This is a genomic window from Tundrisphaera macrotermitis (assembly GCF_051175315.1).
Lineage (GTDB): Bacteria > Planctomycetota > Planctomycetia > Isosphaerales > Isosphaeraceae > Tundrisphaera.
This window is the reverse complement of the sequence record NZ_CP195100.1, coordinates 906,405-925,153: the sequence shown is the minus strand read 5'-3', so window position 1 is coordinate 925,153 and position 18,749 is coordinate 906,405. Positions and strand designations below refer to the sequence as shown.

The following is an 18,749-nucleotide window of genomic DNA, read 5'->3' as shown; positions in this document are numbered from 1 at the left end:
CATCGATCCCGGGCTCGGCTCGCGACCAGGTCAACCGGACACGTCCCCCCATGAACACACGAGGCGACGGAGAGGCGGCGCTCCTGCTGGGCGTGCTCGCCCTCCGGCTGGGGCTGGCCCGCCAGGACGCCCTGATCTCCGCGTACAACGCCTGGTCCCAGCAGCCGGGCCGATCGTTCGCAGGCCTCCTGGTGGAGTCGACCCTCGTCTCGGCCCCGTCGCTGGAGATGCTGCAAGACCTGGCCGATCGCCTGGCGCTGCTCCAGGGCGGGACCCGCGAGGCGCTCCTCTCGCTGAACCCGGAGGACGCCCTCGGGCCGCTCCACGAGCGGGCCCTCGACCCGACCCTCCGCTCCACGATCGACCTCCTCGGCCTGTCGAACCTGACGGCGATCGATAGCCTGGCGACCGTCGCCGAGCCGCACCCGTCCCGCGATCCGGCGGCCTCCTCCCGGTTCCACTCGCTGAAGCTCCACGCCCGGGGCGGGCTGGGCGAGGTCTTCCTGGCCCGCGACGAGTCCCTGGGGCGCGACGTGGCGTTGAAGGAGATCCAGCCCCGGTACGCCGACGACGCCGACTCCCGCTCCCGATTCGTCCGCGAGGCCCGGATCACCGGCAGCCTGGAACACCCGGGGATCGTCCCGATCTATACCCTGGGCTGCCATCCCGGCGGCCGCCCGTTCTACACGATGCGGTTCATCGACGGGACGACCTTCAAGGAGGCCCTGGTCGCGTTCCATTCGGAGGACCGGGCGAACCCCGACCCGGGCGCGCGATCGCTCGAACTCCGCCGCCTGCTCGGCCGGTTCGTGGACGTCTGCAACACGATCCACTTCGCCCACGCCCGGGGGGTGATCCACCGCGACATCAAGCCCGCCAACATCATGCTCGGGCGTTTCGGCGAGGCGATCGTGGTCGACTGGGGGCTGGGCAAGACGATGGGCGGGGCCGGCCCGGTCGACCCGTCGCTCACCCAGTCGGGATCGCCGATGGGGACCCCGGCCTACATGAGCCCCGAGCAGGCGACGGGCAGGACCGCCGAGGTGGGGCCGACCAGCGACGTCTACAGCCTGGGCGCCACTCTCTACAGCCTGCTCACCGGCCGGGCCCCGTTCGAGGGGAAGGACCTGGAGCAGATCCTCGCGGATGTCCGACGCGGGCAGTTCCCCAGGCCCCGCGAGATCCGCCGGGATGCCTCGCGCTCGCTCGAAGCGATCTGCCTCAAGGCGATGGCGCTCAAGCCCGCCCACCGCTACCAGACGGCGGGGACGCTGGCCGACGAGGTCGAGCGCTGGCTGGCCGGAGAGCCGGTGTCGGCCTATCGCGAGCCGATGGGACGCCGCCTCTGGAGGTGGGGCCGCCGCAACCGCTGGGTCGCGGCCATGATCGGCGCCGCCAGCATCGCCATCGTCACGGTCTTCCTGTTCTCGTCGCTGCTGGTCGCCCCCCTGGCGCTCTGCCTGGCCCTGGTCGGCGGCGGCGTGGGGGCGATCGTGGGCGTGCTCCAGGGGAAACCCACCCACGGCGCCCAGAAGGGGGCCGAGTTCGGCTTCCGCGTCGGCACCATAACCATCCTGTCCCTGTTCGTGCTCTGGCTGGCCTACATGGCTTACCTGCTCACCTCGACACACCGGGCCACCCTCCCGGCCGGCCCTCAGCCCAGCGGCACGCAATCGGCCGGCTCGGGCCGGGGTTGACGCATGTCCTCGCGGACCCCGGCCAGGATCTCGAACGACCGCAGCCGCGCGGCGTGGTCGTAGATCGGCCCGGTCAGCATCAGCTCATCGGCGCCCGTGGCTTCCAGGATCGCCTCCAGCCCGGACCGGACCGCGTCGGCCGAGCCGACCACGGTGATCCGGGTCATCCGCTCGACGTGGGCACGCTCGGCGGGGGACCAGCGGCCGTTCATCCCGTCGACCGGCGACTTCAGCGGGCCGGGCTTGCCCCGGATCAGGTTGAGGAATGCCTGCTGGAGCGACGTGAACAGCCGGTGCGCCTCGCGCTCGGTGTCGGCGGCGAAGGCGTTGACGCCGACCATCACCCGGGGCCGGTCGAGCGACGCGGAAGGGCGGAAGGTGTCGCGGTAGATCCGCAGGGCGGCGAACAGGTAGTCCGGGGCGAAGTGGGAGGCGAAGGCGAAGGGCAGTCCCTCCTCGGCGGCCAAACGGGCGCTGAAGTCGCTCGACCCCAGCAGCCAGATCGGCACGTCGAGCCCCTCGCCCGGGACCGCCCGCACCGCCTGGCCCGGTTCGGCCGGCCGGAAGTAGGACCGGAGTTCTTCGAGGTCCTGGGGGAACGTGTCGCCGCCCCGCAAGGTTCGCCGCAGCGCCAGGGCCGTCTGCTGGTCGCCCCCGGGCGCCCGGCCCACCCCCAGGTCGATCCGCCCGGGATAGAGCGACTCCAGCGTGCCGAACTGCTCGGCGATCACCAGCGGCGCGTGGTTGGGCAGCATGATCCCGCCCGACCCGACCCGGATCCGCTTCGTGCCTCCCGCGATGTGGCCGATCACCACGGAGGTCGCGGCGCTGGCGATGCCCGGGATGTTGTGGTGCTCGGCCACCCAGTAGCGGTCATAGCCCCACCGATCCGCGTGCCGGGCCAGGTCGAGCGAGTTGGCCAGCGCCTCGGCCGCCGTGCCCCCCTCGCGGATCGGCGAGAGGTCGAGGATCGAGAATCCGGTCGATGGTGCCATGAGTCCCGCCCGCCCTGGGGTTCAGATCGACGATCCCGCACCCTGCCGGGGATCACCCACGAATGGTAGGGACGCCGGACCCTCCGGGCAACTCGGGCCACCCCGGCGATCAGGCCGGGGGGCGGGCCGCCAGGATCGCCCGCGAGGGGATGTCCCGGCCGCCTAAAAGGATCAAGGTCGCCGGGTTCGGGCCCTCGGGGCGGAGCTGGCGGCGCACCGCCTCGGGCAGCAGCTCGACCCCCTTCGTCTTGATCTCCAGGGGCCCCAGGCCCCGGGTCGCGACCACCCGGCGGAGGGTCTTGATGTCGAGCGGGTACGACTCGACCACGGCGAAGCCCGCCAGCCAGGGGGAGTCGACCGGCCCCGGCCCGGTGAGGAGGTCCACACCGAAGCCCACCCGAGCCAGGCCCACCGAGGCGACGTAGCCGTCGAGCAGTCCCGAGCGCGAGAGCGCGGGGTCGGGATCGAAGACCCAGGCGTCGAGCGGGGCCGTGCGGCGCGGGGCCGACGCCGGCCCGTCGCGGTCGGTCCAGGTCGCCCCCGATGGCAGGTGGGTGGCGCGGATGCCGACGCCGGGCTCGGCCAAGTCGCCGAACCAGACGGTCGCCTCCTTGCACTCGCCGCCCAGGCTCACCAGTTCCAACTCGTGCCCCAGGCCGATCGTCTCGAAGTCGCTCGCCGGCCCGAGCTTGATCGCGCCGCCCCGGACCCGCCCGGCCAGTCCGAGGAGGAAATCGGTCGAGGGGACGTAATCCCGGACCTCGCGGGCCCGCCCTTTCGAACCGACTCGGCGATCCGGGTCGATGTGGACGAGGGAAGCCGGAGCGACCGGGAACGTCTCGGCTCGCGAACATTCGGCTTGGACGCGATCTCCGACGCCGTAGACGCCGGCATTCCAGACCGTCCGCCGGGTCATGCCTGGATCCAGGTCGACCGCGACCACCGCATTCGTCGCGGCCAGGGCCACGGCGTCGCCGCCGATCCCGCAGCAGAGGTCGGCCACCGGGGCGTCGGGGATCCGGGCGAAGCGGAGGGCCTTGTGCCTCGCCACCGGCTCGGCGGTCGCCTGCTCGACGGCGACGGCCTCGGGCCAGATCCGGTCGGCCCGCGAGAACTTGCCCCGGGCCTTGCGGCGGCCCTCGGCGATCCGCAGCGCCGCCGCGACCAGTTCGGGCTCGGCCCGCTTCCGCCACCGGGCCAGGTCGGCCGGGGCGGGGCGGGGCACGTCGGCGACCTCGGCCAGCAGGGCGAGGCCGGCGTCGGTGGTGAGCACGAGGGCTTCGGGCCCGGCATCGGCGGGGGTGCGCATCGGGGGCGGGATCTCTCGCGGATCGGGGCGTCGGGACGGTAGAATGATCAACCCAGACCCTGTCCGAATTCAAGGGGCCGACCTTGCTCGACCGACCCGACCCCGCACACCCCGCCCCCCCGCCGATCGTCGGCGAGCCCCTGTCGATCGGCGGCGTGCCGATCCCGACGCGGTTCTTCCTCGCCCCTTTGGCGGGCTACACCAGCCTGGCGTTCCGCCTCACCGTGCGCGAGCGCGGCGGGCTGGGCATGGCCACGACCGACCTCGTGAACGCCCGCGCGATCCTGGAGAAGCGGCCCCGGTCGTTCGAGTTGGCCGAGACCTGCCCCGAGGACCGCCCGATCGCGATCCAGATCTACGGCCACGTCGTCGAGGAGATGCGCCGGGCCGCTCGGTGGGTCGTGGACCAGGGGGCGACCCTGGTCGACATCAACATGGGCTGCCCGGTCAACAAGGTGGTCAAGACGGGGGGCGGCTCGGCCCTGATGTGCCAGGCCGACTCCGCGACCGAGTTGGTCGCCGGCGTGGTGGACGCCGTGCCCGTGCCGGTCACGGTCAAGATGCGGCTCGGCTGGGACGACGCCAACCTGTCGGCCCCGGCGCTGGCGCGTTCGTTCGAGAAGGTCGGGGCCAAGGCGGTCATCATCCACGGGCGGACCCGCGAGCAGGGCTTCAAGGGCGGGGTCAACCGCGACGGCATCCGCGCGGTGGTCGATGCGGTCGAGTCGATCCCGGTGGTGGGCAACGGCGACCTGCGGACCCTGGCCGATGTTGAGGGAATGTTCCGCGAGACCGGCTGCGCGGCGGTGTCGATCGGCCGGGGGGCCCTGTCCAACCCGTTCCTGTTCCGCCAGTTGCAGCACTGGGCCCAGCACGGCCACCCCGGGCCCGAGCCGACCTTCGAGGAACGGGTCGACACCATGTCCGACCACTTCCACCGGCTGGTCGACCGCCGGGGCGACCGCAACGCCTGCTTCCAGTTCCGCAAGATCATCAAGTGGTACAGCCACTCGATCCGCCCGCCCAAGGAGCTGTATCACCGCCTGATCAACCTGTCGAGCGTCACCCTGTTCGACGAGACCGTCGCCTCGATCCGCTCGTCCGGCCCGGCCTCGCCGATCCCCGGCCACTTCGAGCCCAAGATCCCGGTGCCGGCCGGGCCGATCGACAAATGGTGATCGGCACCCTGCTCTCGGCCGAAACCACTTGGGGAGATTTCGATGACCACAGGGGCGGGTACCGCCGAGTCCGTCACGCTGGCCAAGGCACTCGCGATCAAGAATCGCCTGGCCGGCCGTCTGTCGCAGGCTCGCTCGAACATCGAGACATACAACAGCGTCCTGGCCGGCCGGAACGAGGCGGGGACCTCGCTCGACGTCCACGCCGAGTATGACCGCCTCCTCACGCTCCAGGAGGCGATGGTCATCGTCAAGGCGACGATCCAGGAAGGGAACATCCCGATCTATCGCGACATCCTGAGACTGGCCGAGAAAAAGGCCCTCGTCCAGATGTTCCAGGGGCTCAACACGAAGCACGGCGTCGAACCCGGATACGGAGGGGCGGAATATCGCTTCGAGGCGGCATTCACCAAGCCCGACACCCTGGAACGAATCCGACGCCTGGAGTCGGAGATCGATGCCATCCAAGATCTCCTGACGCACTACAACAACACGACGCGGGTCGAGCTCCCTACGGCGGTGCTCGACCTGGCTCGTTGATCGCACACACGGCCGGTCGGCCCTTCGGGGCGGGGGCGAGGGCGGTCGTAAGCCGCTCCGGCGGCCGAATGGGCCGCCACCTTTTCTTGGTGCCGATGTCGCTTCAACACTCATCGGTCATCGACTCAAAGGTCAAACCTCGACGCTCAACCCTCAAATGCTCTCGGTTCGGGGGTCGGCCGGTCCGTGTGATATCAGGTCTCGCGGCGATCACCTGCGGATGGCCCGGGCCGTCGTCCAGTCGGTGGTAATCGTCCCGGGCCAGAGCGACCGGACGTCGGGGTCGGCCCAGCCGAGGTCGGCGTCGGCGGTCAGGTGGGCGCGGAGGCGGATCTCGCCGGGCCGGTCGAAGGCGTCGGCCGGGATGCCGATGATCGGGCCGAGGGGGATCCGGAGCCGGCCCGGGGCCGAGGATGCGCTCGCACCAGGCCCGCTCGCGACCACCGACCCGGCGCGGAACCGGCCGGGGACACCCTCGAATTCGATCGCGACGGCGTGGGCCAGGTCGCGGGGCAGGGGGGTGGCGACCTCCAGCACGGGAGGGTCGCGGAGGACCAGATCGGGGCCGAGGTCGAGATAGGTCGGGCCGGCCTCGTCCTCCGATGCGACGGGCGAGACCAGGCGGACCGCCGAGGCGATCCGCGCCGCCTCGACCTCGTCGGGCAGGGCGAACAGGGCGTCGACCGCCAGCCGGGGGTCGAACTCGAAGGTGAACGGCATCTGCGGCAGGTCGAGGTCCCACGACGAGGTCGGCCCGGCGGCGTGCACCCGGGCGTGGAGGACCAGACGGTGCGGGCCGTTGGCGGGGAAGTCGCCGGGGTCGATCGCGAACGTGAACGAGCCGGGGCCGGCGATCGGCGAGGAAGGGACTTCCAGGCCGGCCCTCTCGGCGCCGGTGATCCGGTGCGACCAGGAGAGGTCGTCGGGGCCGACCTCGGCGCGGTCGGGGCGGAGGAACGGCACGCCGTAGGCCACCCCGACCGGGATCGGTGCCTTCAGCCCCCGGGGGTAGCGCTTGCGGGCCCGCCAGGCCACGTCGAAGCCCCGGCGCACCAGGGCCTTCTCCTCCTCGGCGATCAGGTCATCCCGTTTCCAGAGGGCGGCCAGGGCATGGCCGGCGGCATCGCGGATCGCGGGATCATCGGACGTGCCGAGCAGGCGGAACAGGTCCATCAGGCCGGCGCGGCCGTGGTCGGCGGCGGCCTCGACCTCCTCCGGGGTCGGCCTCGGGGCGGCGATCGCGGCGATCGCCCGCCGGGACCGGATCGCCATGAGCCACCGGCGCCCGCCGCCGAAGACCAGGGCCGAGCCCAGGGCCACCAGGACCATCCCCCGGGGGTCGGCGAGCCAGCGGCCCCAGCCCCAGGGGGTCCGCTCGCCCCGGGAGCGGGAGACCTTCCGGACCGGGCTACTTGGATTGACCGGGCTAACGGCCTGGGGTGGCGGCATCGCGATGGGGCCTGGGGTCGCGGTTCGGCGCCGATCCCGACCGGGCCGGGCGGCGCAGGGGTTGGGGCCGACGCGGGGCACGATGGGAGACGAAACTGGTGCCGTCCCCCTCCTCCTCGGGCCCGAATCCGAGTTCCTCCTCCACCAGGGACCGGAGGTCGTCCACGGCGTCCTGGAGGTCGTGGATCTCCTTGTGCATCGCCTTAAGTTCGACCAGCGCCTGCGCGGCGGGGTCCTCGGAGCCCTCGGCGTCGGTCACGATCAGGAGGTTGTCCTCGGGGACGACGCGATAGGTGAGGCGGAGCGGGTCGAGCAGGAGCTTGAGCCCGACCTTGAGCCGGACCCCCTTGAGGTCGAGCTTCACCGCCTCGTCGTCGCCGATCTCCTGGCGATCCAGGGCCGCCTGGTCGATCGCGACGGCGACGTTCAGGGCCCGGCCGATCGCCGTGCAGGCGTCGACCAGGGCGATCGGCTCGGCGAACGGGAAGTCGAACGGCTGGATCAGGGCATCCTGGACCGAGGCCGGGGCCGGCCGGGCGGCGGCCTCGGGGCGGGGACGGCCCGCGCGGTTGCCTCGCTCCTGGGCCCTCAGCGTCCAGCGCGCCGAGGCGGCCAGGCCGACGACCACCGCGATGACCACCCACAGCTTGTGCCCGAACCTCATGGAAGTCATCCCTCGACCGCGTGGCCGGCCCGTCGCACGAAGCAGCCACACTACATCGGATCGCCCGGGGTTGCCAGCCGTCATCGCCTTCAGTCCACCCGGCCGGCGCGGAGGGCCGCATCGATCTCGTCGCCCGATGGGAAGCCGAACCCCTCGCGGTCGATCACCAGGGCCGACGCCGCCGAGGCCCGCGCCGTGGCCTCTCGCATCAGGTCGATCTCGGCCACGCCCGGCGTCCAGCCGTGGTCCCGGAGGTGGAGGAGGAAGGTGGAGGCGAACGCCTCGCCGGCGCGGTTGGTGTCGCGCGGGGGGCGGTCACGGGGGAAGGTCGGAACCCGGACCCGGCCCGCCTCCCCCTCGGGCGTGGTGAACCGGACCGTCGCCCCGTCCGCGCCGTCGGTCACGACGAGGACCGGGATCCGCCAGGCGACCTGCTCGCGGTCGTCGAGCGATTCCCACTCGGCGCGGTTGCAGGCCAGCAGGTCGACGTGGTCCGCGAAGGCGAGGACCGGCGGGTCGCGGTCGAGCATGTTCCGCAGCGACGGGGCGAACACCCGGACCTCGGCCGGGCCGGCCAGCGCCTCGGCGATGAGGCGGTTGGGCAGCGCGGCGGCCACCCGGACCTCGCACGGCTCATCCTTCCAGGAGCCCAAGGAATCGACGGCCGCGTGGCAGCCCCGGAAGCCGATCGGCAGCTTGTCGCCGGTCGCCCCCCCGCTGATCAGCAGGGTCCAGTCGGCCCCGTGTCCCGCGACGCGGATCGGGCGATGCGTGATCCCGGACGAGGCCAGCAAGCCCTCGATCGAGCGGCCGACGGGGTCGGCTTCCGGGCCGAGGGCATGGATCAGGGTCCCGCCCAGCGCCGACGCGTAGCCGGCCCCCATCCCGCCCAGATCGTCGCCCCAGGATCGCCCGATGACTTCCCGGGTCCAATCCCCCTGGACGGAAGACAACGGCCGGCCCAGGGCGATCGTCCCGGTCGGGCCGGGCCAATCGGCCGGGAGTTCGACGGTGATCTGGCCGCCGGCCGGATCGCGGAGGGTCAGCCCGTCGCCGGGTTCGGCCCAGGCACCGTCGACGCTGCCGTCGAGCGGGGGCTCGCCCCGGGACGGGTCGACGAGCGGAATATCGACCCGGAGGACGCGATCGAGGTAGGCCGGCCCGAACACGAGCGTCCTGGGGGATGTCCGGGGCATGGGGGGGTTCCACTGGTGATCGGCGGCCGTTCCGGGGATAATCGCGGATCGGCCGGGTCGGGCGCACGGGGACGAAATCGAGACGGGAGGCGGGGTTGGCGTCGGACATGGACATGGGGATGGACACGACCGTGGATTCGCTCGACCACCCGGTCGACAATGCCCCGGTGCGGACCATGGAGCACAACGGCCTGACCGTGGAAGGCTACTCGCGCGCCGCGGTGCAGACCTACTGGCGGGTCCCCGAACTCAAGATCGGGTTCGACCTGGGCGCCCAGCCCTGGTCGTTCATGGCCACCCCCACCTGGTTCGTGTCGCACACCCACCTGGACCACATCGCCGCGCTGCCCGTCTACGTCGCCCGCCGCCGGATGATGAAGATGGAGCCGCCCACCATCTACCTCCCGGCCGAGGGGGTCGAGGCGGTGGAACAACTCCTCCGCGCCTTCCAGAAGCTCGACCGGGGCCGCCTGCCGGCGAAGCTGGTCGGGGTGAAGCCGGGCGATGAGCTGTCGATCTCGCGCGAGCTGGTGGCCACGGTGTTCGCCACCAAGCACACGATCCCGTCGGTCGGCTTCCTGGTCTACGAGCGTCGCCGCAAGCTCAAGCCGGAGTACCAGCACCTGATCGGCGACGACCTGGCGATCCGCGACCTCCGGATGTCGGGCGTCGAGGTGTCGGGCGAGATCCGCGTGCCCAAGGTGGCCTACCTGGGCGACACCGCCCCGCCGGGCATCGACGCCCACCCGGACATCTACCGCGCCGAGATCCTGATCCTGGAGATGACCTTCGTCGCCCCCCAGGAACGGCCGGAGAAGATCCACAAGTACGGCCACACCCACCTCGACGACATCCTCGCCCGCGCGGACCGGTTCCAGAACGACTGGGTCATCGCCTCGCACTTCAGCACCCGCCTCCACCCGGAGCAGATCCAGCGGATCGTGGAGAAGCGGCTGCCCGACAACCTCAGGCGGCGGCTCAAGATCTGGCTCTGACCGGCCCGACGCGACCCCGGCCGGTCACTTATGGGCCAGGGCCGCCTTCCCAAGCACCTGCCGGGCCGTCCCGACGCCGGTGCCCCACTGGCCGGGCTCGCCCAGCTCGATGAACAGCTCGGCCGGGATGCCGGGGGTCCGGATGAGCGCCGCGATCGGCTCGCGATGGGTCACTTCCCAGGTGCTCTCGCCGGCCTGGCGACGCTGATAGATGTCCTCGAACACCGGGGTGCCGAAACTCTCAACTTGGCCGGGGACGGCCATGAACACGCAGTCCCCCGAGTCCGCGCCGAGGCCCGGGCTGAACAGGACGAAGGAGAGATGGGCCCCGTCGGCATCCTGGAGGATCACGGCTTTCATGGCGGCACTCCCCGGCGAAAGTGAGCGAGGCGAAAATCACGGCACGGCCGAAGCACCGGGGATCATACCTCGACCCACACCCGCCCGTCGCGGACCTCGCAGCGGAATCGGTGGAGCGACCCGCCGCCGGTGGTGCAGCGACCGGAGGCGAGCTTGAACCGCCAGCGGTGGAGCGGGCAGACGGCCTCGCCGTCCTCGACCCATCCCCCGCCCATCGATCCGCCCGCGTGGGGGCAGGTGCCCTGGAGGGCGTGGAGGCGGTCGCCATCGCGGAAGATGGCGATGGACAGCCCCTCTAGAATGAAGGCGTGGCCGCGGCCGTCGGCGACCTCGCCGGCGTCGCAGGCGTCGACGAATCGTCCCATCGGTCGCGGACTCCCCAGACCCTCGGGCTTTGCGATGATATTATAGGGGGACCCCAGTCGGGGCGAGGTGGGGACGGCGGTGGGTCTGTTTTTTCTCGGCGAGATCGATCGAAGGGGGGCCGATGGGGATCATCCGACAATTGCCGGCGTCGGTGATCAACCAGATCGCGGCGGGCGAGGTCGTGGAGCGGCCGGCGAGCGTGCTCAAGGAGTTGCTGGAGAACGCCATCGACGCCGGGGCGACCCGGGTCGACGTCACGGTCGAGCGCGGCGGCAAGGACCTGATCCGGGTGGCCGACGACGGCAAGGGGATGTCGCCCGAGGACCTGCCTCTGGCTTTCACCCCGCACGCGACCAGCAAGCTGGTCGAGGCCGACGACCTGTTCCGGATCCGCACGCTGGGGTTCCGGGGCGAGGCATTGGCGGCGATCGCCGAGGTGTCCAAGGTCTGCTGCCAGACCCGCACGGCCGACGCCGAGGCGGGGTCGGAATTGTCGATCAACGCCGGGGTCGCCGCGCCGATCAAGCCGTGCGGCTGCGCGGTGGGCACGGTCATCGAGGTCCGCCACCTGTTCCACAACACGCCGGTCCGGCGCACCTACCTCAAGAGCGACTCGACCGAGGCCGGGCACGTCATCGAGATGTTCACCCGGATCGCCCTGGCCCACCCGACCGTCCACCTCACCTACCGGTCGGGCGGCAAGGTCCTCCACGACCTGCCCGCCGTGACCGGCGTGAAGGACCGGATCGGCGTCTTCTTCGGACGCGAATTGTCGGACTCGCTGCTCTGGGTGGAAAGCCAGTTCGACCGGACCCACCTGTGGGGCTACGTCGGCCACCCGTCGCAGAGCCGGTCGTCGAACAAGGGGCAGTTCCTGTTCATCTCCGGCCGCTACGTCCGGGACCGCTCGCTCGGCCACGCCCTGTCCGAGGCGTTCCGGGGCCTCTTGATGGTGGGCCGGTCGCCGGTGGCATTCCTGCACCTGGACGTCCCGCCCGACGAGGTCGACGTCAACGTCCACCCGACCAAGGTCGAGGTCCGGTTCCGCGACGGCCAGAAGATCTACAGCCAGTTGCTCGCGACCCTCCGCCAGACCTTCCTGTCCAGCGACTTGCATTCCCGGCTCCAGGTCCCGGCGGAATCCCAAACGAACCCAAGCCGGCCCGGCGCCCCCGAATTCGCCCTGGCCGAGCGGCCGTCGGAGCGGCAGGACGTCGCCTCCTGGTTCACCCCGTCGACCCCCTCGACCTTCCAGAACTTCCCGACGCCCGGCTATGCCGGCGGCCCCCCGGCCGCCTCGCCCGACTGGTCCCGGACGGCGTCCAACTACGCCTCGACCTACGGACCGCCGCCCCCCTCGGCCCCGGCCCCGCCGCCGAGCCTGGACTTCGACGAGTTCGCACCGCCCCCCGGCGCGGGATCCCAAACGAACCCAACGCCCCCCGGCGCGGAATTCCAAACGAACCCAATGCCCCCGCCGGCCGCCGGTGCCCCGCCCCTGGCCGGGTTCCGCCCCGAGGCCGGGACGCGGGAGGCCGTGGCCGACGACCTGCCAGTGCGGGCCATCCAGGTCCACGACACCTACCTGATCGCCGAGACCTCCGACGGCATGGTCGTGATCGACCAGCACGCCCTCCACGAGCGGATCCTCTACGAGGAGTTGCGGGCCCGGATCGAGCGCGGCGGGGTCGAGTCCCAGCGCCTCCTGGTGCCCGAGCCGATCGAGATGGGCGCCCCCGAGGCGGCGGCGATCCTGGAGCGTCGCGACGCCCTGGCAAAACTCGGCATCGAGGTCGAGCCGTTCGGCGGCGACACGATCCTGGTCAGCTCCACCCCGGCGATGCTCCCCGGCGTCCCGCCCGAGCGGCTGATCCGCGACCTCGCCGACCACTTCCGCTCCCGGCCGATCCCGCCCACGCCCGACGCCATGCTCGAAGACGTCCTGAGCATGATCGCCTGCAAGGCCGCCGTGAAGGCCAACCAGAAGCTCGCCCCCGACGAGATCACCGCCCTGCTGGAACGCCGCCACCTCGTCGGCGACTCGCACCACTGCCCCCACGGCCGCCCCACGGCCCTGGTCTTCAGCAAGACCGAGCTGGAACGCCAGTTCGGGCGGATCTGATCGAACGCCGCCCCCCGAGGCCCGACCATGACGCCCGAAACGATGACTCCGGACAATCCCTACGCGGCCCCCTCCTCGATGGCCCCGGCCCGTTCGGGAAGCCGACCGTCACTGGAGCTATTCCTGTTCTGGGAGAAGCTTCGGGTGGCCTACAACGCGATCCTGGTCGCGGAGGTGCTGATCCTGGCCGGGATGGGGATGTCGGCCTCGCTCTGGAAGCCGGAGGTGATCGTCCTGGCGTTCGCGGCGAACGTCTGCTTCTCCACCGCGCCGGTGGTCCACGCGTATGCCATCCTGATCGGCCTGCCGAGCCGGGCGGTCGGCTGGCTCCTGTTCATCGTCGGCACGACGCTCTCGACCATCCTGACGGCGGAGGCCCTGCGCGACCTGTCCTGGTGGAAGATGGTCTGAGCGGCTCAGGACCCCCGCGGGCCCTGCTCGGCGAAGATGCCGGTGTAGCCGATGTCCGGGGTGCCGTGGACTTCCTCGACGATCAGCTGGCAGATCCGCAGCCCCTTGACCAGGCGGATCGGCAGGGGGCCGGCGTTCCAGATTTCGAGCTGGATCGGGGTGCCGGGGTAGGCGGGGTCGTCGGACTTGTCGCCGAAGCCGGCGTGGATGGTGGGGGCGGTGACGTGGACGCCCACGCCCAGCCGGGCCAGGCTGCTCTTGCCCTCGACCCGCGCGGCGAGGCGGGACGCATAGGGCAGTTTGATCTTCTCGATGGTCCAGCCCAGGATGAACGCCGAGGGGGTGAGCAGGTAGCCGACCGGGGGCTCGCACGAGAAGGTCTGGCAGTGGGACTCGGCCACCTTGGTGAAGCTGAAGTCGCGGCGGCCGGGCTCGATCACCAGCCGGGGGCCGTCGGCGGGCGGGGACCACTGGCGGATCTCGGCGTCGAGGGCGAGGTCCACGGCGGTGCTCGACCAGCGGGGGGAATCGATGGCGGGCAGGGGGGAGATCCGCAGGGCGCCCCGGGCGATCGCGGCGCGGATCTCCCGGTCCGACAGGATCATGACGCCACCGGTTCCGCCGAGCGTTTCTGCCGGAGGTCGGAGGCCGGTACCCAGAGGCGGGACGTGCCCGAATCGGCCTCCTGGGGCAATTCGATCAGGGCCGATGCACCGGTCGGGTCCATCTGGATCAGGGCGACCGACAGGTAGTAGCGGCCGGCGTCCTCGGTCAGGAAGTCGCGCTCGACCCGGAGGTACTGGCGGTCGCCGACCACCTCGCGCACGGCCACGGTCGCCTCGGAGGCACGCAGGCCGTCCGAGATCTCGCAGGCGACGAGGGCCATGAGTCACCTCCATTCGTCGTGGGCGGCCTTGATGAGTGTACACTATCACGGCCCCTCGCGGGCGGGCAAGGGATTCTCGGAGGATCGGCCAGGCAAGCCGGGTGCCATGAGCGAATCGCGGGGCCGGCCATCTCCCCCTTTCGCGAGCCCGGCCGGGGGGCTTACAATCGGCGACGGTCGGGCCGGCGAGGTTGCCGACTTCGTCCCGGTCGCGGGGGTCGGTATGCTGTCGAGGGTTGGGGTGGTCCGATGATCTGTGCAATCCTGGGGCGGGGGCGGCACGCCGCGCTCGCCGAAGAGTGGAAGCAGGCCGCCGAGGGCGGCGTCGAGCTGGTCGAGCTGCGGGTCGATTGCCTGCGCCGCGACCCGGACCTCAAGCGGATCCTGGCGAGCCGGCCGACTCCGTTCCTGTTCACGGTCCGCCGGGGGGCCGACGGCGGCCTGTGGCGCGGGCCCGAGGACAAGCGGCAACGGCTGATCCGCGAGGCGATCGTCGCCGGGGTCGACTACGTCGACCTGGAGATGGACATCGCCCAGCAGGTCCGCCGGTTCGGCAAGACCAAGCGGATCGTCAGCTACCACAACCTCAAGCAGGTGCCCGACGACATCAAGTCGATCGCCGAGCAGTGCGAGGAGATGGACGCGGACATCGTCAAGATCGCCTGCCGCGCCCACAACCTGGCCGACGCCACGCGGATGCTCCAGGTCGCCTCGGAGATGGAGACGCCCACCATCGCCATCGCCATGGGCGAGGCCGGCACCTTCACCCGCGTCCTGAACCGGAAGTATGGCGCCCCGTTCACCTACGCCAACTTCAACCCCGACCGCAACTTCGCCCCGGGGATGATCGGCTACGACGCCCTGAAGCGCGACTACCTCTACGACCAGGTCGACAAGGACACCGAGGTCTACGCGGTGATCGGCGACCCGATCGGCCATAGCCTCAGCCCGGCGATCCACAACGCCGCGTTCCGCCAGCTCGGCCTGAACAAGGTGCTGGTGCCGATCCTGATGCCGGCCGGCAAGCTGAAGGAATCGTTCGAGGCCCTGTCCTGGGTCGGGATCAAGGGGTTCAGCGTCACGATCCCCCACAAGGAGGACGTGATCCCCCTGCTGAACCAGGCCGACGGCGCCGTCGAGAGGACCGGGGCCTGCAACACCGTGATCCCCAAGCCGGACGGGACGAGGGTCGGCTACAACACCGACTACCGCGCGGCCCTGGATGCGCTCGAATCGGCCTACGAGACCTCGGGCGAGGAGGGGGCCCCCAGCCCCCTGGCGGGCAAGCAGGTGCTGATCCTGGGCGCCGGCGGCGTGGCCCGGCCGATCGCCTTCGGGCTGGCCCGGCGCGACGCGGGCGTGACCATCGTCAACCGCAACGACGAGAAGGCCCTGAAGCTGGCCGAGGCCGTCGGCTGCCGGTCCACCAGCTGGGCCATGCGGGCCGGCCTCCTGCCCGACGTGATCGTCAACTGCACCCCGGTCGGCATGCACCCCGACGTCGACAGCACGCCGATGCCCCCGGCCGGCTTCCGCGACGGCACCGTGGTCATGGACACGGTCTACCACCCCGAGAACACCATGTTCCTGAAGCTCGCCCGCGAGCGGGGCTGCCGCACCGTGACCGGCGTCGAGATGTTCATCCGCCAGGCGGCCCACCAGTTCCGGCTCTACACCGGGCAGGAGGCCCCCGAGGAGCTGATGCGCCAGGTCGTCCGGCGCAAGCTCGGGCCGATCCGCCAATGACCGCCGACCTGCCGAGGCGGGGGGGGCTGGCCCTGATCGGCTATCGCGGGACCGGCAAGACGTCGGTCGGGCGGATCGTCGCGGCGCGGACCGGCCGGCCGTTCGTCGACGCCGACCAGGCGGTCGAGGCCCGCGCCGGGCTCACCATCCGGCGGATCTTCGAGGAGCAGGGGGAGCCGGCGTTCCGCGAGTGGGAGTCCCGCATCCTGGCCGACCTGGCGACCTCCCACGCCGGGGGCATCCTGGCGACCGGGGGCGGGGCGATCCTGGCCCCGGCCAACCGGGAGATCCTCAAGGGGTTCGGCTTCGTGGCCTGGCTCACCGCCGACCCCGAGACCCTGGCCCGGCGGCTCCGCTCGGGCCGGCACGGCGTGGCCGACCGCCCGGCGCTGACGGCCTCGGGCACCCTGGGCGAGATCGCCGAGGTCCTGGCCGCGCGGACGCCCCTCTATGATGAGACGGCCGACCGGGCGATCGACACGGTGCGCAAGACCGCCGACCAGGTGGCCGACGCCGTGATCGAGGCGTGGCGTCGGGCCGACACCGAAGGGAGCGAGGGGCGGTGAACTACCTCTGGCAGATCCACCTGATCTATGTCGTGGGCCTGTTCCTGATCGGGACCGTGGTGGGCAGCTTCCTGAACGTCTGCATCTACCGCATCCCGTGGGAAAAGAGCGTGATCTGGCCCGGGTCGCACTGCCCGATCTGCCTGGCGGAGATCGAGGCCCGGGACAACATCCCGATCCTCGGCTGGCTGTTCCTGGGCGGGTCGTGCCGGACCTGCCGCACCCCGATCCCGGCCCGCTACCCGGCCATCGAGCTGCTGGTCGGGCTCCTGTTCGTCGGGGCCTATCTGGTCGAGGCCGTCCTGCCCCGGGGGTACATCCGCGACGACGGGCTGCTGCTGGCCAAGGTGTTCTACCACCTGCTCCTGATCTCGTTCCTGGTCACGGTCACGTTCATCGATGCCGATCTCACGATCGTGCCGGCCTCGGTGACGAATCTCGGGATCGTGCTCGGGCTGGCAATCGGGGCGATCTTCCCGGAAGTCCGGCCCGTGCCGAATGCGGCGACCACCTGGCAGGGGGGGGCCTGGGCCGGCGTTTATGGAATGCTGGTCGGGGGCCTGCTCATCGGGGTCGTGCGGGTCGTGGGGGGGATCGTGTTCCGCCGCGAGGCGATGGGGGCCGGCGATATCCACATCCTCGCCATGATCGGCGTCTACATGGGCTGGCAGGCGGCGATCGTCACCTTCTTCCTCGCCCCGTTCTTCGGGCTGGTCCCGGCGCTGGCCAAATTGACGGTCTACCTGGGCAAACGCCTGCGGGGACGCCCCTATCTCCAGTCGGATCGAGAACTTCCGTTCGGTCCTTACCTGAGCATGGCGGCCCTGGCCCTGATGTATTCCTGGATCTGGATCTGGCCCCTGGCGCTGAAATTCTACTTCACCGAATTTTCCATGCTATTCTGGACCCTGATGGGCCGAGAAGTGAGTTGAGGCGGGCCGGTCCCGCGACGGATCGAAGGTCGGGCGGATCGACGGACGGAGGACGGTCGTGGGCTCTCCCTATTATCGACGACGTCGCCGCTCCCTGATCCGCAACCTCTGGATCTATCGCCGGATCGTGGCGCTGGCCGTGGTCCTGGGGCTGATCCTCTGGTTCGTCCTGACCAACAACGAGCAGGTGACGATCGCCTTCCCGTTCGGCCTGGGCAACCTGCGGAGCACGACCGGGCTGGTGATCCTGCTGAGTGCCCTGGTCGGCTCGGTGGCGACGGCCCTGGTCTTCGCGGTCGTCCTGGCGATCCGCCACGCCCGCGCCGAGCCCGACCTGCCTCCGCCCGAGGACGGGAAGCCGACGCCGGTCGACGACCTGCCTCCGCCCGATTATGCGGCCAAGACCGGCGACGGTCTCCATCACAACAACCCGTGGCCTTGACCGAGTCCGACGCCCCGTCTCGTCTCGATCCGACCCGAGGATGGCTCTGAACATGGCGACCCCTCCTGCCCGCCTGCTCAACCTCGGCGCCGTCCTGGGCATCTTGCTCGTCCTGGGCGGCTGCGCCAACCCCGGCCCGATCGCGTCGAGGCAGGGGATGATGGGCACCCTGAAGACCAGCGTGGCCCAGCTCGAAGGCGACAACCAGACCCTGCGGCGGGAGATCGCCCAGCTGAAGGCGGAGAACACCCGGATCGAGGATCGCCTGGTCCAGGAGGAGGCCGCCAACGGCGAGATGGCCGCCCGCCTCGATGACGCCAAGGAGCTGATCACCCGCCAGGGGGGGGACACCACCGCCCTGGGCCGGGCGTCGCGGTCGTCGCTCGATGACGACATCCCGCCGCCGGTCAAGACGATCAACAACTCCCGGCGCCGCCAGCCGCCCGCCGCCTCGATACCCCGGCCATCGACCAGTCGGCCCTCCGAGGACATCCTCGACCTCGGCCCCCCGACCCGTCGCGGCGATCGGGATCGGGACCGCGAGCGCGACCTCGGCCCCCAGGGACGACGCGACGAGCCGGAGGACGGCCGGTGGCTGCCCGTCGCCCGGGGCAAGGCCGCCTCGACCGCCCGGGTCCGCTGAGGTTATGCCTTCTCATTTGGCCTTTGGTCCGGCGGTCCTGGGTGGCTGTGGTTGGCTTGCCAACCACGGCGCCGGCGACGCGATCCTGGGATGATGGCCATCGCGGCACCGGGCCAGGGATCATCGACGCCGGCCATCGATCGCCGGGCGGGCTCGTCGGCGCCGTGGTTGGCAAGCCAACCACAGCCACCCGGAGCCCAGAACTCCGGAATCAATGGGCCCCCGCTGACCCCCCGGCCCGAGCCCCTTCCG

General features: G+C 71.2%; 20 protein-coding genes. 11 read left to right on the top strand and 9 right to left on the bottom strand.

Annotated features, from left to right (window positions below):
• Positions 1 to 50 precede the first annotated feature (50 nt).
• On the top strand, positions 51 to 1,697 hold the full coding sequence (locus tag TA3x_RS04090; protein ID WP_435018831.1) for a serine/threonine-protein kinase: 1,647 nt from the start codon (positions 51 to 53) through the stop codon (positions 1,695 to 1,697).
• Here TA3x_RS04090 and TA3x_RS04085 read toward each other — a convergent pair.
• Both TA3x_RS04085 and TA3x_RS04080 read right to left on the bottom strand, forming a co-directional pair.
• Positions 1,655 to 2,692, bottom strand: a complete 1,038-nt coding sequence (locus tag TA3x_RS04085) for an LLM class flavin-dependent oxidoreductase (protein ID WP_435018830.1) — start codon at positions 2,690 to 2,692, stop codon at positions 1,655 to 1,657. The two genes, TA3x_RS04090 and TA3x_RS04085, sit on opposite strands and share 43 nt — an antisense overlap.
• Positions 2,693 to 2,801: 109 nt before the next feature.
• Complete coding sequence (locus TA3x_RS04080) at positions 2,802 to 4,001, bottom strand: class I SAM-dependent methyltransferase (RefSeq protein ID WP_435018829.1); 1,200 nt, start codon at positions 3,999 to 4,001, stop codon at positions 2,802 to 2,804.
• An 83-nt stretch (positions 4,002 to 4,084) separates the two neighbouring features.
• Between TA3x_RS04080 and dusB the strand changes: the two genes are divergently transcribed.
• Together dusB and TA3x_RS04070 are read left to right on the top strand one after the other, a co-directional pair.
• Positions 4,085 to 5,179: a tRNA dihydrouridine synthase DusB gene (dusB, locus tag TA3x_RS04075; protein ID WP_435018828.1), complete on the top strand. Its 1,095-nt coding sequence runs from the start codon at positions 4,085 to 4,087 to the stop codon at positions 5,177 to 5,179.
• Between the two features lie 42 nt (positions 5,180 to 5,221).
• Positions 5,222 to 5,719 (top strand): hypothetical protein, encoded by a 498-nt coding sequence (locus TA3x_RS04070; protein WP_435018827.1) that lies wholly within the window; start codon positions 5,222 to 5,224, stop codon positions 5,717 to 5,719.
• Between the two features lie 210 nt (positions 5,720 to 5,929).
• On the opposite strand, the gene TA3x_RS04065 is transcribed toward TA3x_RS04070, so the two are convergent.
• The 3 genes from TA3x_RS04065 to TA3x_RS04055 form a co-directional block, all read right to left on the bottom strand.
• The gene (locus tag TA3x_RS04065; protein ID WP_435018826.1) at positions 5,930 to 7,168 is read right to left on the bottom strand and encodes a hypothetical protein; all 1,239 of its coding nucleotides are present in this window, start codon (positions 7,166 to 7,168) and stop codon (positions 5,930 to 5,932) included.
• On the bottom strand, positions 7,146 to 7,832 hold the full coding sequence (locus TA3x_RS04060) for a hypothetical protein (RefSeq protein ID WP_435018825.1): 687 nt from the start codon (positions 7,830 to 7,832) through the stop codon (positions 7,146 to 7,148). The genes TA3x_RS04065 and TA3x_RS04060 overlap by 23 nt, the downstream gene beginning before the upstream one ends.
• A gap of 89 nt (positions 7,833 to 7,921) precedes the next feature.
• On the bottom strand, positions 7,922 to 9,028 hold the full coding sequence (locus TA3x_RS04055) for a PfkB family carbohydrate kinase (RefSeq protein WP_435018824.1): 1,107 nt from the start codon (positions 9,026 to 9,028) through the stop codon (positions 7,922 to 7,924).
• A gap of 107 nt (positions 9,029 to 9,135) precedes the next feature.
• Between TA3x_RS04055 and TA3x_RS04050 the strand changes: the two genes are divergently transcribed.
• Positions 9,136 to 10,023, top strand: coding sequence for an MBL fold metallo-hydrolase (locus TA3x_RS04050; RefSeq protein WP_435022283.1), 888 nt, complete (start codon positions 9,136 to 9,138; stop codon positions 10,021 to 10,023).
• Positions 10,024 to 10,047: 24 nt separating this feature from the next.
• On the opposite strand, the gene TA3x_RS04045 is transcribed toward TA3x_RS04050, so the two are convergent.
• Both TA3x_RS04045 and TA3x_RS04040 read right to left on the bottom strand, forming a co-directional pair.
• On the bottom strand, positions 10,048 to 10,383 hold the full coding sequence (locus tag TA3x_RS04045; RefSeq protein WP_435018823.1) for a hypothetical protein: 336 nt from the start codon (positions 10,381 to 10,383) through the stop codon (positions 10,048 to 10,050).
• Positions 10,384 to 10,445: 62 nt separating this feature from the next.
• On the bottom strand, positions 10,446 to 10,748 hold the full coding sequence (locus tag TA3x_RS04040) for a Rieske (2Fe-2S) protein (RefSeq protein ID WP_435018822.1): 303 nt from the start codon (positions 10,746 to 10,748) through the stop codon (positions 10,446 to 10,448).
• Between the two features lie 122 nt (positions 10,749 to 10,870).
• Between TA3x_RS04040 and mutL the strand changes: the two genes are divergently transcribed.
• Entirely contained in the window at positions 10,871 to 12,871 is a 2,001-nt protein-coding gene (mutL, locus tag TA3x_RS04035) for a DNA mismatch repair endonuclease MutL (protein WP_435018821.1), read from the top strand.
• A gap of 27 nt (positions 12,872 to 12,898) precedes the next feature.
• Entirely contained in the window at positions 12,899 to 13,282 is a 384-nt protein-coding gene (locus TA3x_RS04030) for a hypothetical protein (protein WP_435018820.1), read from the top strand.
• Positions 13,283 to 13,287: 5 nt separating this feature from the next.
• Here TA3x_RS04030 and TA3x_RS04025 read toward each other — a convergent pair whose 3' ends face one another.
• Positions 13,288 to 13,887, bottom strand: a complete 600-nt coding sequence (locus TA3x_RS04025) for a dCTP deaminase (protein WP_435018819.1) — start codon at positions 13,885 to 13,887, stop codon at positions 13,288 to 13,290.
• Entirely contained in the window at positions 13,884 to 14,168 is a 285-nt protein-coding gene (locus TA3x_RS04020) for a hypothetical protein (protein ID WP_435018818.1), read from the bottom strand. Before TA3x_RS04020 ends, TA3x_RS04025 begins: the two co-directional genes overlap by 4 nt.
• Positions 14,169 to 14,417: 249 nt before the next feature.
• Between TA3x_RS04020 and aroE the strand changes: the two genes are divergently transcribed.
• From aroE to TA3x_RS03995, 5 genes are read left to right on the top strand one after another with little or no spacing between them, the layout of a single operon-like run.
• Positions 14,418 to 15,914: a shikimate dehydrogenase gene (gene aroE, locus TA3x_RS04015; protein ID WP_435018817.1), complete on the top strand. Its 1,497-nt coding sequence runs from the start codon at positions 14,418 to 14,420 to the stop codon at positions 15,912 to 15,914.
• Positions 15,911 to 16,480, top strand: coding sequence for a shikimate kinase (locus TA3x_RS04010; RefSeq protein WP_435018816.1), 570 nt, complete (start codon positions 15,911 to 15,913; stop codon positions 16,478 to 16,480). Before aroE ends, TA3x_RS04010 begins: the two co-directional genes overlap by 4 nt.
• A complete protein-coding gene (locus TA3x_RS04005) occupies positions 16,477 to 17,412 on the top strand; it encodes a prepilin peptidase (protein WP_435018815.1) in 936 nt (311 codons plus the stop codon). The genes TA3x_RS04010 and TA3x_RS04005 overlap by 4 nt, the downstream gene beginning before the upstream one ends.
• A 58-nt stretch (positions 17,413 to 17,470) precedes the next feature.
• Complete coding sequence (locus TA3x_RS04000) at positions 17,471 to 17,854, top strand: lipopolysaccharide assembly protein LapA domain-containing protein (RefSeq protein WP_435018814.1); 384 nt, start codon at positions 17,471 to 17,473, stop codon at positions 17,852 to 17,854.
• A 52-nt stretch (positions 17,855 to 17,906) separates the two neighbouring features.
• A complete protein-coding gene (locus TA3x_RS03995) occupies positions 17,907 to 18,497 on the top strand; it encodes a hypothetical protein (RefSeq protein ID WP_435018813.1) in 591 nt (196 codons plus the stop codon).
• The last annotated feature ends 252 nt before the right edge of the window (positions 18,498 to 18,749 follow it).